The organism is Parafrankia sp. BMG5.11 (assembly GCF_004337455.1).
This window is the reverse complement of record NZ_SJXI01000021.1, coordinates 1-14588: the sequence shown is the minus strand read 5'-3', so window position 1 is coordinate 14588 and position 14588 is coordinate 1. Positions and strand designations below refer to the sequence as shown.

Below are 14588 nucleotides of genomic sequence, written 5' to 3'. Positions count from 1 at the left end.
CCCCCGCCTGCAGCCGGTAGCTCCACCGAACGGCCCTAAATGATCTTTAGAGGATCGCGAAGATCCTTTGAAAATCATCGGGAAGCCTGACGGAGAGCGAAGGCGGCACGGTGGGAACTAGGTGGTGGTCCGGGTACGTCTAAGGGGCGTGGCTCAATTGGTAGAGCACCGGTCTCCAAAACCGGCGGTTGCAGGTTCGAGTCCTGTCGCCCCTGCGTTGGACCGACGAACGAGTGGGTGGAGCTGAGTGGCGACCGATACGCGTGACGCGGCACCGCGGGCCGGTAGGTCCGCGCGGGCCGACCGTCGACGGTCGCCGTTCTCGATTGTCCGCAGGATTCGTCAGTTCGTCCGCGAGGTCATCGCGGAGCTTCGCAAGGTCGTCTACCCGGGCCGGAGCGAGCTGATCACCTACGTGGTCGTCGTGCTTGTCTTCGTCACGGTGATGACGGCCTTCGTGGCTAGCCTCGACTTCGGCCTGACGAAGGCGGTCCTCGCGGTCTTCGGCTGACACCGGAGCCGCCATGGGCAGCGAGCCGGGCCGACCGATCGTCGGTGCGGCGCGGTGCTCGGCCCGGGCACCGGTTCGTGCCGTCGTCCCGGCCCTGTGTGGCCGGGTGCGTCCCGCTGGCACGGGTCGCGGCGGGCGACCCGGTCGGCGGCCGGCCGTTCGGCGGATCAGGTCCGCCGGCGGGAGAACCACCCACTGTCCACCCGTCCACGAGAGAAGGAACGACCGCGTGTCCCAGTCTCCCGAGCACGCCTCCTCCGAGCAGGGAGAGGCCCTCGACCGTCTCGACCCCCTTGCGGCGTTCGAGCGCGACGAGGTCGCGAGCACGGACGCCGCGGCCGCACCTGAGAAGGACGACCTCGAGGACGACCTCGGGCCCGACGGCGGCTCCACCGCCGACACGCCCGCGACGGTGGCGGCCGATGCCGCGCCGGCCGCTGACGCCGTGCCGGCCACCGCGGTCGCGACGCCCGAGCCTCAGGATGATGGCGACGACCTGCTCCGGGCGCTCGAGGACGCTCCCGGCGAGTGGTACGTCGTGCACTCCTACGCGGGCTACGAGAACAAGGTCAAGACCAATCTCGAGACCCGGATCTCCAGCCTCAACATGGAGGACTACATCTTCCAGATCGAGGTCCCGACCGAAGAGGTCCCGGTCGTCAAGAACGGCAAGCGCCAGCTCGTACAGCAGAAGAAGTACCCCGGCTACATCTACGTCCGGATGGATCTGACCGACCAGTCCTGGTCGGCGGTCCGCAACACGCCGGGTGTGACCGGGTTCGTGGGCCTGACGAACCGGCCGTCGCCGCTGCGCCGCGAGGAGGTCGTCTCCATCCTCGCGCCGGCGGCGCCGAAGGAGAAGAAGGTCGAGACGGTCAAGGCCCAGGAGTTCGAGGTCGGGGAGTCCGTCACCGTCATGGACGGCCCGTTCGCCACCCTGCCGGCCACCATCAGCGAGATCAACCTCGACGCGCAGCGCCTGAAGGTACTCGTCTCCATCTTCGGTCGGGAGACACCGGTCGAGCTCCAGTTCAACCAGGTCGCGAAGATCTGATCCGCTCCGTAGAACCCCGGTAGGAAGACGAACAGATGCCTCCCAAGAAGAAGAAGATCACTGCGCTGATCAAGCTCCAGATCAACGCCGGCAAGGCGACCCCGGCGCCGCCGGTCGGTCCCGCCCTGGGCCAGCACGGCGTGAACATCATGGAGTTCTGCAAGCAGTACAACGCGGCCACCGAGTCGCAGACCGGCAACGTCGTGCCGGTCGAGATCACGGTGTACGACGACCGGTCGTTCACCTTCGTCACCAAGACCCCGCCCGCCGCCCGGCTGATCCTCAAGGCCGCCGGTGTGGACAAGGGCAGCGGCACGCCGCACCGGGTCAAGGTCGCGAAGCTGACCCCGGCCCAGGTGCGCGAGATCGCCCAGACGAAGCTGCCGGACCTCAACGCGAACAGCATCGAGGCCGCGGAGAAGATCATCGCCGGTACCGCGCGCTCGATGGGTATCACCGTCGGCGAGTGACCGTGTCCGTATGACCGTGTCCCGCGCGAACGCGTGGGAAGTCCCGCCGGACGTTCCGACGCACGCGGCGGGAGCGGACGGCACAAGGGCGACACAAGGCAGTACACGTGTGACATCGCGGCGGGCTCGTCGCGACGCACGGATGAACGCAGGTATGTGGGAGGGCTCGTCGCTGCCACGGCCCGGGTTGAGCCCGGGTCGGACGGCGCGGAGCGGGACCCGCCAACACCACGAGGAGAACTCATGAAGCGCAGCAAGGCCTACCGCGCCGCGGCAGAGAAGATCGACGCGACCGCTCTCTACAGCCCGCTCGACGCGGCCCGGCTGGCCCGGGAGACGTCGTCCACGAAGTACGACGCCACCGTCGAGGTCGCCATCCGGCTCGGCGTCGACCCGCGCAAGGCCGACCAGATGGTGCGTGGCACGGTCAACCTGCCGCACGGCACCGGTAAGTCCCCGCGGGTCGCGGTGTTCGCCGCCGGCGAGAAGGCCGCCGAGGCCACCGCCGCGGGCGCCGACATCGTCGGCAGCGACGACCTGGTGGCCCGCATCCAGGAGGGCTTCCTCGACTTCGACGCCACGGTCGCGACGCCCGACCAGATGGCCAAGGTCGGCCGGATCGCCCGCATCCTCGGGCCGCGTGGGCTCATGCCGAACCCGAAGACCGGCACCGTCACCCTGGACGTCGCCAAGGTCGTCGGCGACATCAAGGGCGGTAAGATCAACTTCCGGGTCGACAAGCAGGGCAACCTGCACATCGTCATCGGCAAGGTGAGCTTCTCCGAGACCCAGCTCATCGAGAACTACACCGTCGCCCTCGACGAGATCGTCCGGGTCAAGCCGTCGGCGGCCAAGGGCCGGTACCTCAAGAAGGTCACCTTCGCCACGACGATGGGCCCCGGCATCCCCGTGGACCCGAACCGGACCCGGAACCTCCTCGAGGAGATCTCGGCCTGACCGGAACGGCGCCGACCGGAAGACCGGACGAGTTCGACCGGAATCGTACGACCGGGCCGGACCAGTTCGAATCGAACGGCACGACGAGGGCACGCACCGTCCGCGGTGTGTGCCCTTCGTTCGTTCCGCGTTGCTCCTGCTACGATGATGAACAGTTCCACACCGAAGACCGCTGGTCGTACTCCGGCCGTCGGGTCCCGAGTTTTTCGGAGACCTGTCGTCGGAGGCCGAAGGCTCGGTTTCCCCGAGCGGCCCGCGTAGGTGGCGGACGGGAAGTGGCTCACGCATCGCCGCTGTGCCGGCTCCGAACTCACCCAGGTGGGTACGGTCGGCGGGCGAAGATCGTCGCCCTTGACGCCCCGTGCCTCCTGCGCCGGGGCGTTCGTCGTTTCCGGGTCCTTCGATATGGCCGGCCGACCATTGAAGGAGCCCGATGGCGAACTCGGAGAAGACCGCCGCGGTGGCGGAGATCGCCGAGGAGTTCCGTGGTTCGACCGCCGCGGTGCTGACCGAGTATCGCGGCCTGACGGTGAGTCAGCTCACCGAGCTGCGCCGCGCCCTCGGCGAGACCACCCGCTACGCGGTGGTCAAGAACACCCTTACCAAGATCGCCGCGGCACAGGCCGGCGTGTCCGGCATCGACGACCTGCTCGTCGGTCCGACGGCCGTCGCGTTTGTCGGCGGCGACCCGGTCGAGGCGGCCAAGGGCCTGCGGGACTTCTCCCGCGCCAACCCGGCTCTGGTCGTCAAGGGCGGGGTCGTCGAAGGCAAGGCGATGAATGCGGAGGAGATCCGCAAGCTCGCCGACCTGGAGTCCCGCGAGGTCCTGCTCGCCAAGATGGCCGGAGCCATGAACGGCTCGCTGGCCAAGGCGGTCGGCCTCTTCGCCGCCCCGCTGTCGCAGGTGGCTCGGCTCGCCGAGGCCCTGCGCGCGCAGCGGGAGGAGACGGCCGGCGCCGAGCCGGTCTCCGTGGACGCCTGACGAGCGACGCCTGACGGGACCCCCGTCCCGCGAGGCGGTGTCCCGGTGTGGCCACAGCTGGCCCGCACCGAGCCGCCCACGCGGGTGGTGTCCCGGCGGGGCCGCGTCCCACGGGGCGCGACGACCGACCACCCACCTGACGACACCCCCCGGCACGGCCGGGCGCCGGATCATCTGATCGGCATTACCAGGAAGGAACCGCCACCATGGCGAAGCTTTCGACCGACGATCTCCTCGAAGCGTTCAAGGAGATGACGCTCCTGGAGCTCTCGGAGTTCGTGAAGCAGTTCGAGGACACGTTCGGCGTGACCGCGGCCGCCCCGGTCGCCATCGCGGCCGGCCCGGTGGCCGGTGGCGCGGGCGGCGAGGCCGCCGCCGTCGAGGAGCAGGACGAGTTCGACGTGATCCTCGAGTCCGTCGGCGACAAGAAGATCCAGGTCATCAAGGAGGTCCGCGCGCTCACCAGCCTGGGCCTCAAGGAGGCCAAGGACCTCGTGGACGGCGCCCCCAAGCCCGTCCTGGAGAAGGTCGCCAAGGAGGCCGCGGACAAGGCCAAGGCGGCCCTCGAGGGCGCCGGCGCCACCGTCACCGTCAAGTAGTTCGGTACCGGTGCCGCCTGCCGGCACCGGTCCGCCGTGGCCCCGGCGCCAGCGCGCTGTCGTCGCGGCGGACATCCCGCTCCCCGGCCGGCCTCCCGCCGGTCGGGGAGCGGGTGACCTTGAGCCCCGTCCCGGTACGTCCGGGGCGGGGCTTCGGTGTGTCCGGCACTGTGCGGCCGGGTGCGGCGCGGCGGCGCGGGTCCGGTGGCACAGTGGCGTCCGGTGGCACGGTGGCACGGTGGCACGGCGGTCCGGTGGGGCGGCGCGGCGGGTGGTGATCCGACTGGCGGGCGGGGCCGGTGGTGGTAAGACTTCGGTGTCGTCGTCGGGCCGTGGGGCGGGCCCGCGGGACGGCCTGAGAGGTCGTGATCGGCCGTTCGGGCGGCCGGTCGGTGGGCGCGATCAGGGCGACGTCTTCGTCCGTCTCATGCACGAATGGCCTTCTCACGGGGCATCTTCCCGTGGGGCGGGCCGGCGAAGGCGCTCGGCCGCCGACGGCCGGCGGCGGTCCGGCTCACCTGGAGCGACGTGTCAACGGCGAGATCGGGCCGAGACGATGTTGCCCTTGAGGCCTTGACTAGCTCCGGGGCTACGGAGTTCCATCATTTCGCGAACCTTCGTAGGGAAGCGGCGCGCGACGTGATCAGGTCTCGTCCTTGCCAGCAGTGAAGCCGTCGGCTACACTGCTAGTTTGCGCTGTCTTTCTCGTTGCATCGGGCTCGTCGGTAACACGTTCGACATCGGGATCCGGCCCCTTGGGGTGATCGGGTTCGCGCCGCGGGGCGGTCCGCGGTCCTTCGGTCCATTGACCGGGCACCTGCCGCCTCAGCGGGTTCGGGGTGACGCGAGAGCGGCGTGGCCGTGTCTCGCTTGCGGGCACGGCGGCCCGGCTGTCCGAACCGAGACCCGAACGAGACTTCTCGCCCTTGCACCGACACGTCGATCCGAGATCGCCGCGCCGGCGCCGCGTGGCCTTGCCACACACGTGCCGACCAGACCCGCGGCCGCTCCGTCATGCCCCGAGTCAGTGGACTCCAGGCATCACGCGGGCGCTCGGCCCCACCGTTTCGCCCGCGCCGGCGTCCGCACGGGCGGTCGCCGCCCGGCTGGTTGCCGCATCCGCGACGCAGTCTCCATCTCGGGATCCTCGCATTGCCGGGGTACCCCCCGCCGACGTTCCGCACAACCGTAGCGAGACACTGATCACCTGACCACCCCCTTACGGATCCTTGACATCCGCGACGCCAGCCCCACGATCAGGCCACCGGAAGGACCACCTTGGCCGCCTCGCGTTCCGCCTCCCGCATCTCGTTCGCAAAGATCATCGAGCCCCTCGAGGTCCCGGATCTTCTCGCCCTGCAGACGCAGTCATTCGATTGGCTGATCGGCAACGACATCTGGGCGGAGCGGGTCCAGGAGGCCATCGACGCCGACAGGAACGATGTCCCCATCACCTCCGGGCTCGAGGAGGTCTTCGAGGAGATCTCCCCGATCGAGGATTTCTCCGGCTCGATGTCCCTGTCCTTCCGGGATCACAGGTTTGAGCCCCCCAAGTACTCCGTCGAGGAGTGCAAGGACAAGGACATGACCTACTCGGCGCCGCTGTTCGTCACCGCCGAGTTCACCAACAACACCACCGGTGAGATCAAGAGCCAGACGGTGTTCATGGGCGACTTCCCGCTCATGACCCCGAAGGGCACGTTCGTCATCAACGGCACCGAGCGCGTGGTGGTCAGCCAGCTCGTCCGGTCCCCGGGTGTGTACTTCGAGAAGGCGATCGACAAGGCGTCCGACAAGGATCTGTTCTCCTGCAAGGTCATCCCCTCGCGGGGGGCCTGGCTCGAGTTCGAGATCGACAAGCGGGACACCGTCGGCGTCCGCATCGACCGCAAGCGCCGCCAGTCGGTCACCGTCCTGCTCAAGGCCCTGGGCTGGGATGAGGCCCGCATCCTGGAGCGCTTCGGCGACTTCCCGTCGATGCGGGTCACCCTGGAGAAGGACCACACCTCCAGCCAGGACGACGCCCTGCTCGACATCTACCGCAAGCTGCGCCCGGGCGAGCCGCCGACGCGGGAGTCGGCGCAGACCCTGCTGGAGAACCTCTTCTTCAACCCGAAGCGCTACGACCTGGCCAAGGTCGGCCGCTACAAGGTGAACAAGAAGCTGACCCTCGAGGTCGCGCACGACGTCGGCGTCCTCACCGAGGACGACGTCGTCCGCACGATCGAGTACATCGTCAAGCTGCACGCGGGCCAGGACCCGGACAACTACGAGGTCGACGACATCGACCACTTCGGCAACCGGCGCCTGCGCACGGTCGGCGAGCTCATCCAGAACCAGGTCCGCCTCGGCCTGGCCCGGATGGAGCGCGTCGTCCGCGAGCGCATGACGACCCAGGACGTCGAGGCGATCACGCCGCAGACCCTGATCAACATCCGGCCGGTCGTCGCCTCCATCAAGGAGTTCTTCGGCACCAGCCAGCTCTCCCAGTTCATGGACCAGACGAACCCGCTGGCCGGCCTGACCCACAAGCGCCGCCTGTCGGCGCTGGGCCCCGGCGGTCTGTCCCGGGAGCGGGCCGGCTTCGAGGTCCGCGACGTGCACCCCAGCCACTACGGCCGGATGTGCCCGATCGAGACGCCGGAAGGCCCGAACATCGGCCTGATCGGCTCGCTGTCGACGTTCGCGCGGGTCAACCCGTTCGGCTTCGTCGAGACCCCGTACCGCAAGGTGGAGAACGGCCGGGTCACCGGCCAGATCGACTACCTGACCGCGGACGAGGAGGACCGCCACGTCAAGGCGCAGGCGAACACCCCGCTGAACCCGGACGGCACGTTCGCCGAGGACCGCGTCCTGGTCCGCCGCAAGGGCGGTGAGGTCGAGTTCATCCCGCCGGACGAGGTCGACTACATGGACGTCTCGCCGCGGCAGATGGTGTCCGTCGCGACGGCGATGATCCCCTTCCTCGAGCACGACGACGCCAACCGTGCCCTGATGGGCTCGAACATGCAGCGCCAGTCGGTTCCGCTGCTGCGTTCCGAGGCTCCGCTGGTCGGCACCGGCATGGAGGCCCGCGCGGCCAAGGACGCCGGCGACGTGGTCGTCTGCGGCCAGTCCGGCGTGGTCGAGGACCTGTCGGCCGACTACATCACCGTCATGCACGACGACGGGACGCGGCGCACCTACCGCCTGGCGAAGTTCCGCCGGTCGAACCAGGGCACCTGCATCAACCAGAAGCCGATCGTCTTCGAGGGCGACCGCGTCGAGGCCGGCCAGGTCATCGCCGACGGCCCGTGCACCGACAACGGCGAGATGGCGCTGGGCAAGAACCTCCTGGTGGCCTTCATGCCGTGGGAGGGGCACAACTACGAGGACGCGATCATCCTCTCCCAGCGCCTGGTGCAGGACGACGTCCTCTCCTCGATCCACATCGAGGAGCACGAGGTCGACGCCCGGGACACCAAGCTGGGCCCGGAGGAGATCACCCGGGACATCCCGAACGTCGCCGAGGAGGTCCTCGCCGACCTCGACGAGCGCGGCATCATCCGGATCGGTGCCGAGGTGTCGCCCGGTGACGTGCTGGTCGGCAAGGTCACCCCGAAGGGCGAGACCGAGCTGACCCCGGAGGAGCGCCTGCTGCGCGCGATCTTCGGTGAGAAGGCCCGGGAGGTCCGCGACACCTCGCTGAAGGTGCCGCACGGCGAGTCCGGCAAGGTCATCGGTGTCCGCGTGTTCTCCCGCGAGGACGGCGACGAGCTGCCCCCGGGCGTGAACGAGCTGGTCCGCGTCTACGTGGCCCAGAAGCGCAAGATCACTGACGGTGACAAGCTCGCCGGCCGGCACGGCAACAAGGGCGTCATCGCCAAGATCCTGCCGGTGGAGGACATGCCCTTCCTCCCCGACGGCACCGCCGTCGACGTCGTGCTGAACCCGCACGGTGTGCCGCGTCGTATGAACATCGGCCAGATCCTGGAGACGCACCTCGGCTGGGTCGCCAAGACCGGCTGGCAGGTCGACTCCGGCACGGAGGGCTGGAAGGAGCGCCTGCGCGGCATCGGCGCCGACGCGGCCCCGCCCGGTACCAACGTGGCGACGCCGGTGTTCGACGGTGCCCGCGAGGAGGAGATCACCGGCCTGCTCGACGCCACCCTGCCCAACCGGGACGGTCAGCAGATGATCGGTTCCTCCGGCAAGGCCGAGCTGTACGACGGCCGCACCGGAGAGCCGTACCCGTACCCCGTGGCGGTCGGCTACATCTACATCCTCAAGCTCCTGCACCTGGTCGACGACAAGATCCACGCCCGGTCGACCGGGCCCTACTCGATGATCACGCAGCAGCCGCTCGGTGGTAAGGCGCAGTTCGGCGGCCAGCGGTTCGGTGAGATGGAGGTGTGGGCGCTCGAGGCGTACGGCGCCGCCTACGCCCTGCAGGAGCTCCTCACGATCAAGTCGGACGACGTCGTCGGCCGAGTGAAGGTCTACGAGGCGATCGTCAAGGGCGAGAACATCCCGGAACCCGGTATCCCGGAGTCGTTCAAGGTCCTCATCAAGGAGATGCAGTCGCTGTGCCTCAACGTCGAGGTGCTGTCCAGCGACGGGGTCTCCATCGAGATGCGGGACACCGACGAGGACGTCTTCCGCGCGGCGGAGGAGCTCGGTATCGACCTGTCACGGCGTGAGCCGAGCAGCGTCGAAGAGGTCTGACGTGACGGGGGGTCCGCCTGGCGGATGCGCCGACCGGCTGCGGCCGGTCACGGCGGGCCCCCGCCCCCGTCCACTCGTGCCACCCGGGTAGGAGCCCACAGGCCCCGGCCCGGGGGCCCCGGCAGCGTCCCGACTGAGAAAGAGAGAGCAGGCGACAGTCTTGCTGGACGTCAACTTCTTCGACGAGCTGCGCATCGGCCTGGCCACCGCGGACGACATCCGCCAGTGGTCGTTCGGTGAGGTCAAGAAGCCGGAGACGATCAACTACCGCACCCTCAAGCCGGAGAAGGACGGGCTCTTCTGCGAGAAGATCTTCGGTCCGACCCGGGACTGGGAGTGCTACTGCGGGAAGTACAAGCGGGTCCGGTTCAAGGGCATCATCTGTGAGCGCTGTGGCGTCGAGGTCACCCGCGCCAAGGTGCGCCGCGAGCGGATGGGCCACATCGAGCTCGCCGCCCCCGTCACCCACATCTGGTACTTCAAGGGCGTGCCGAGCCGTCTCGGCTACCTGCTCGACCTGGCGCCGAAGGACCTCGAGAAGGTCATCTACTTCGCCGCCTACATGATCACCAAGGTCGACATCGACTCCCGGCACCGCGACCTGCCGACTCTCGAGGCCCGCATCGGCGTTGAGAAGCAGCAGCTCGAGGACAAGAAGAACGCCGACGTCGAGACCCGCCAGCGCAAGCTGGAGGAGGACCTGGCGCAGCTCGAGGCCGAAGGCGCCAAGGGCGACGCCCGCCGCAAGGTGCGCGAGTCGGCCGAGCGCGAGATGCGCCAGATCCGTGACCGCTCCCAGCGCAAGATCGACGACCTCGACCGGGTCTTCGATCGGTTCAAGAACATGAAGGTCCAGGACCTCGAGCCGGACGAGCTGCTCTTCCGCGAACTGCGCGACCGGTTCGGCCAGTACTTCGAGGGCGGCATGGGCGCCGAGGCGCTGCAGCACCGGCTCGCCGACTTCGATCTGGCCGCCGAGGCGGAGTCGCTGCGCGAGACCATCCGCAGCGGCAAGGGGCAGAAGAAGGCCCGCGCGCTCAAGCGGCTCAAGGTCGTGTCGGCGTTCCTGAACACCCGCAACTCCCCGATGGGGATGGTGCTCGACTGCGTTCCGGTGATCCCGCCGGACCTGCGGCCGATGGTCCAGCTCGACGGTGGCCGGTTCGCCACCTCCGACCTGAACGACCTGTACCGCCGGGTGATCAACCGGAACAACCGGCTCAAGCGGCTGCTCGACCTCGGCGCGCCCGAGATCATCGTCAACAACGAGAAGCGGATGCTGCAGGAGGCCGTCGACGCGCTGTTCGACAACGGCCGCCGCGGCCGGCCCGTCACCGGGCCCGGCAACCGTCCGCTCAAGTCGCTGTCCGACATGCTCAAGGGCAAGCAGGGCCGGTTCCGCCAGAACCTGCTCGGCAAGCGCGTCGACTACTCGGGCCGTTCGGTCATCGTGGTCGGCCCGCAGCTCAAGCTGCACCAGTGCGGCCTGCCCAAGCAGATGGCGCTCGAGCTGTTCAAGCCGTTCGTGATGAAGCGCCTGGTCGACCTCAACCACGCGCAGAACATCAAGTCGGCCAAGCGCATGGTCGAGCGGGCCCGCCCGGTCGTGTGGGACGTCCTCGAAGAGGTCATCACCGAACACCCCGTGCTGCTCAACCGGGCGCCGACCCTGCACCGCCTCGGCATCCAGGCCTTCGAGCCGCAGCTGGTCGAGGGCAAGGCCATCCAGATCCACCCGCTGGTCTGCACCGCGTTCAACGCGGACTTCGACGGCGACCAGATGGCGGTGCACCTGCCGCTGTCCGCCGAGGCGCAGGCCGAGGCCCGGATCCTGATGCTGTCGAGCAACAACATCCTGTCGCCGGCGTCGGGCCGTCCGCTGGCCATGCCCAGCCTCGACATGGTCACCGGGGTGTTCCACCTGTCCCGGGTGTCCGAGGGTGCGATCGGCGAGGGCCGGTTCTTCTCCAGCGTCGCCGAGGCCCAGATGGCCTTCGACGCGCGGGAGATCCACCTGCAGGCCCGCATCCAGGTGCGGCTGCGGGAGAGCACGCCCCCCGCCGAGTGGGCGCCGCCCGCCGACTGGCTGCCGGGTGACCCGTTCACCCTGGAGACCACGTTCGGGCGCTGCCTGCTCAACGAGGCGCTGCCGGAGGGCTACCCCTTCATCAACGCCCAGCTGAACAAGAAGGCGCAGGCGGCGATCGTCAACGACCTCGCCGAGCGGTACCCGAAGATCCAGGTCGCTGCGACGCTGGACGCCCTCAAGAGCGCCGGTTTCTACTGGGCCACCCGGTCCGGTGTGACGGTGGCGATCGAGGACGTCGTGGCTCCGCCGAACAAGGCCCAGATCCTCGACGAGTACGAGCAGCGGGCCGAGCGGGTCGAGAAGCAGTTCGGCCGCGGTTTCCTCTCCGACGAGGAGCGCCGCAGCGAGCTGGTGCAGATCTGGACCGAGGCGACGAACAAGATCGCCGAGGCCATGGAGGCGAACTTCCCGGAGACCAACCCGGTCTACACGCTGGTCAACTCCGGGGCCGCCGGAAACATGATGCAGATCCGGCAGCTCGCCGGCATGCGCGGACTGGTCTCCAACCCCAAGGGTGAGATCATCCCGCGGCCGATCAAGGCGAACTTCCGCGAGGGCCTCACCGTCGTCGAGTACTTCATCTCGACGCACGGTGCCCGTAAGGGTCTCGCCGACACCGCCCTGCGGACCGCCGACTCGGGTTACCTGACCCGTCGTCTGGTGGACGTCAGCCAGGACGTCATCGTCCGCGAGGAGGACTGCGGCACCGAGCGCGGCATCCTGACCCGGATCGCCCGCAAGGGACCGGACGGGGTGCTGGTGCGCGACCGCTACGCGGAGACCTCCGCGTACGCCCGCTCGCTCGCCTCCGACGCGGTGGACGCCCAGGGTGAGGTCGTCGTCCCGGCCGGCGCCGACGCCGGCGACGTGGTCATCGGCCAGATCATCGAGGCCGGGATCGAGTCGGTGCGGGTGCGCTCGGCGCTCACCTGCGAGTCGCGGATGGGTGTCTGCGCGCACTGCTACGGCCGCTCGCTGGCCACCGGCAAGCTGGTGGACGTGGGCGAGGCCGTCGGCATCGTCGCCGCCCAGTCCATCGGTGAGCCGGGAACCCAGCTCACGATGCGTACCTTCCACAGCGGTGGCGTCGCCGGTGACGACATCACCCAGGGTCTGCCGCGTGTCGTCGAGCTGTTCGAGGCCCGTAGCCCCAAGGGCAAGGCCCCGATCAGCGAGGTCGTCGGCCGGGTCAAGATCGAGGAGACGGAGAAGACCTTCAAGGTCGTCATCGTCCCCGACGACGGCAGCGAGGAGATCGCCTACCCGGTCTCCCGCCGCTCCCGGCTGCGGGTCCGTGAGGGCGAGCGGGTCGACGTCGGCGCCCAGCTGATCGACGGCGCCGTCGACCCGCACGAGGTGCTGCGCATCCTCGGCCCGCGCCAGGTGCAGCTCCACCTGGTCGACCAGGTCCAGGAGGTGTACCGGTCGCAGGGTGTGTCGATCCACGACAAGCACATCGAGATCATCATCCGCCAGATGCTCAAGCGGGTGAACGTGCTCGAGTCGGGGGAGACCACGCTGCTGCCGGGTGAGCTCGTCGAGCGCGCCCGCTTCGAGGGCGAGAACCGGCGCGTGGTGGAGATCGGCGGCCAGCCGGCCTCGGCCCGCCCGGTGCTCATGGGCATCACCAAGGCCTCGCTGGCCACCGAGTCGTGGCTGTCGGCGGCGTCCTTCCAGGAGACCACCCGGGTGCTCACCGACGCGGCGATCAACGCCCGCTCGGACTCGCTGGTCGGCCTCAAGGAGAACGTCATCATCGGAAAGCTCATCCCGGCGGGTACCGGCATCTCCCGGTACCGCAACATCCGGGTGGAGCCGACCGACGAGGCGCGCGCGGCGATGTACTCGGTCAGCGGCTACGAGGACGGCGCCTCGGTCGAGTACGGCGCCTTCGGTGCCGGATCCGGCCAGGCCGTCCCGCTGGACGAGTTCGACTACCGCAGCTCGGGCGACTACCGCTGAGCCAGCGAGCCTGACTCCGGTGCCGGGCGACCGCGGCAGTGACCGCGCTCGTCCGGCACCCGGTGCCAGGCCTGGTGTCTGACGGCCGGGCGCTCGTCGCCTGGCGTCAGGCGCCCGGTGTCGGGTATCCGGCTCGGGCGTCCGACTCTTGTGACCGGGACGGCCCGGTGAACCGTGCAGGTACGCGGTTCACCGGGCCGTTCGGCGTTTGCGTCGGCCGGCGCCACCGACCGCCGTCGCCGTCAGCCGCCGTCAGCCGCCGCCGTGTCCGGACCTGAGCCCAGGGACCCGCGGTCGGGCCCGCTGTCGGCGTGGTGGCCGTGACAGGCCCGAAGGCGGCCTCGCGCAGTTCGCCGTAGACCCGGACAAGGTCGGGTAGCTGGTAGTGCGCGTTCAGCCCACTGGGGTTCGGCAGCAGCCACACCCCGGCGGGACCGATGCGCTCCGGCTGTCGACCGACCTTCGCCGTCCGCCGCCCGAAGCCGATGCGGTACGCGGCGAGCCCGAGAAAGGCGACCCATTCCGGGCGGATCCGTTCGACAAGCTCGATGAGTACCGGCACACCGGCCCTGATTTCGTCGTCAGCGATCTCATCGGCGCGAGCGGTCGAGCGGTGCACCAGATTCGTGATTCCGATGCCCCGGGCGCGTAGGTGCTCGGTCTCGGACGGATGCAGCCGGCGCCCGGTGAACCCGGCGAAGTGCAGGACCGGCCAGAGCCGATTGCTGGGCGTCCCGAAATGGAATCCGGTGGCGCCGGACTCCAGGGACGGATTGATACCGCACAGCAGCACCCGGGTCTCCGGACCGACGAGGTCCGGGACGGTCTTCCCATAGGCCGCGAGAAGCTCCGCACGGTCCGGTCGGGGCCGCCGCGGCGGCTTCGGTGACCTCAGCGCCGCCGGCCCGGCTACAGGCGTGTCGGCGGCCTCCGGTGCCGGGGCGGCTATGGGCCTGTCCGTGGCTTCCTGCGCGGGGGCGGCTTCTTGCACCGGCGCGGCTTCCGTTCCCGGCGTCGCAGCTTCTGATGGCAGCGTGGGGCCCGTCGACAGGGTGAGCGTCTGCGACGGCGTGTCTTCTGGTGTCTGGTCGGCCGGGGACGGCTGGTCCGGCGCGGTGCCCTGGCTGGGCGGTCTGGTGCTGGCCATCCTGGCATCCTCGTTTGTCGCCGCCCCTGCGGATCATCCACCCCCACCCGGATCAGCCCACCGTAGATCAGGGCGCTCCGCGCCGGCCCGCGAGATGTGTGGCGGGTGAGTGA

General features: G+C 69.3%; 8 protein-coding genes, 1 tRNA gene and 1 pseudogene. 9 read left to right on the top strand and 1 reads right to left on the bottom strand.

Annotation, left to right across the window (positions count from 1 at the left end):
• The first annotated feature begins 142 nt into the window (after positions 1–142).
• The 9 genes from E0504_RS16345 to E0504_RS16305 all read left to right on the top strand — a co-directional run bounded on the left by E0504_RS16345 (position 143) and on the right by E0504_RS16305 (position 13328).
• Positions 143–215, top strand: a tRNA-Trp gene (locus E0504_RS16345).
• Positions 216–247: 32 nt separating this feature from the next.
• Entirely contained in the window at positions 248–511 is a 264-nt protein-coding gene (gene secE, locus E0504_RS16340) for a preprotein translocase subunit SecE (protein ID WP_020463489.1), read from the top strand.
• Positions 512–740: 229 nt separating this feature from the next.
• Positions 741–1565 carry a transcription termination/antitermination protein NusG gene (gene nusG, locus E0504_RS16335; protein WP_071066155.1) on the top strand — a complete coding sequence of 275 codons (825 nt, stop codon included), beginning with the start codon at positions 741–743 and terminating at the stop codon, positions 1563–1565.
• 35 nt (positions 1566–1600) lie between these two features.
• Entirely contained in the window at positions 1601–2035 is a 435-nt protein-coding gene (rplK, locus tag E0504_RS16330; protein WP_018505143.1) for a 50S ribosomal protein L11, read from the top strand.
• Positions 2036–2278: 243 nt separating this feature from the next.
• Positions 2279–2992 (top strand): 50S ribosomal protein L1, encoded by a 714-nt coding sequence (gene rplA, locus E0504_RS16325; RefSeq protein ID WP_071066154.1) that lies wholly within the window; start codon positions 2279–2281, stop codon positions 2990–2992.
• 433 nt (positions 2993–3425) lie between these two features.
• On the top strand, positions 3426–3974 hold the full coding sequence (rplJ, locus tag E0504_RS16320) for a 50S ribosomal protein L10 (protein ID WP_071066153.1): 549 nt from the start codon (positions 3426–3428) through the stop codon (positions 3972–3974).
• Between the two features lie 206 nt (positions 3975–4180).
• A complete protein-coding gene (rplL, locus tag E0504_RS16315; protein ID WP_071066152.1) occupies positions 4181–4573 on the top strand; it encodes a 50S ribosomal protein L7/L12 in 393 nt (130 codons plus the stop codon).
• Between the two features lie 1278 nt (positions 4574–5851).
• Positions 5852–9277, top strand: a complete 3426-nt coding sequence (rpoB, locus tag E0504_RS16310; RefSeq protein ID WP_071066151.1) for a DNA-directed RNA polymerase subunit beta — start codon at positions 5852–5854, stop codon at positions 9275–9277.
• Positions 9278–9437: 160 nt separating this feature from the next.
• The gene (locus E0504_RS16305; RefSeq protein ID WP_071066150.1) at positions 9438–13328 is read left to right on the top strand and encodes a DNA-directed RNA polymerase subunit beta'; all 3891 of its coding nucleotides are present in this window, start codon (positions 9438–9440) and stop codon (positions 13326–13328) included.
• A gap of 331 nt (positions 13329–13659) precedes the next feature.
• Here the strand turns inward: E0504_RS16305 and mug are convergent.
• Positions 13660–14223, bottom strand: a pseudogene (gene mug, locus E0504_RS52090) (G/U mismatch-specific DNA glycosylase); the annotation flags it as partial.
• Between the last annotated feature and the right edge of the window lie 365 nt (positions 14224–14588).

Bases quoted from the DNA above. Each gene is read 5' to 3' on its own strand.
- rplK (WP_018505143.1), top strand. From the start codon at position 1,601: ATGCCTCCCAAGAAGAAGAAGATCACTGCGCTGATCAAGCTCCAGATC.
- rplA (WP_071066154.1), top strand. From the start codon at position 2,279: ATGAAGCGCAGCAAGGCCTACCGCGCCGCGGCAGAGAAGATCGACGCG.
- rplJ (WP_071066153.1), top strand. From the start codon at position 3,426: ATGGCGAACTCGGAGAAGACCGCCGCGGTGGCGGAGATCGCCGAGGAG.
- rplL (WP_071066152.1), top strand. From the start codon at position 4,181: ATGGCGAAGCTTTCGACCGACGATCTCCTCGAAGCGTTCAAGGAGATG.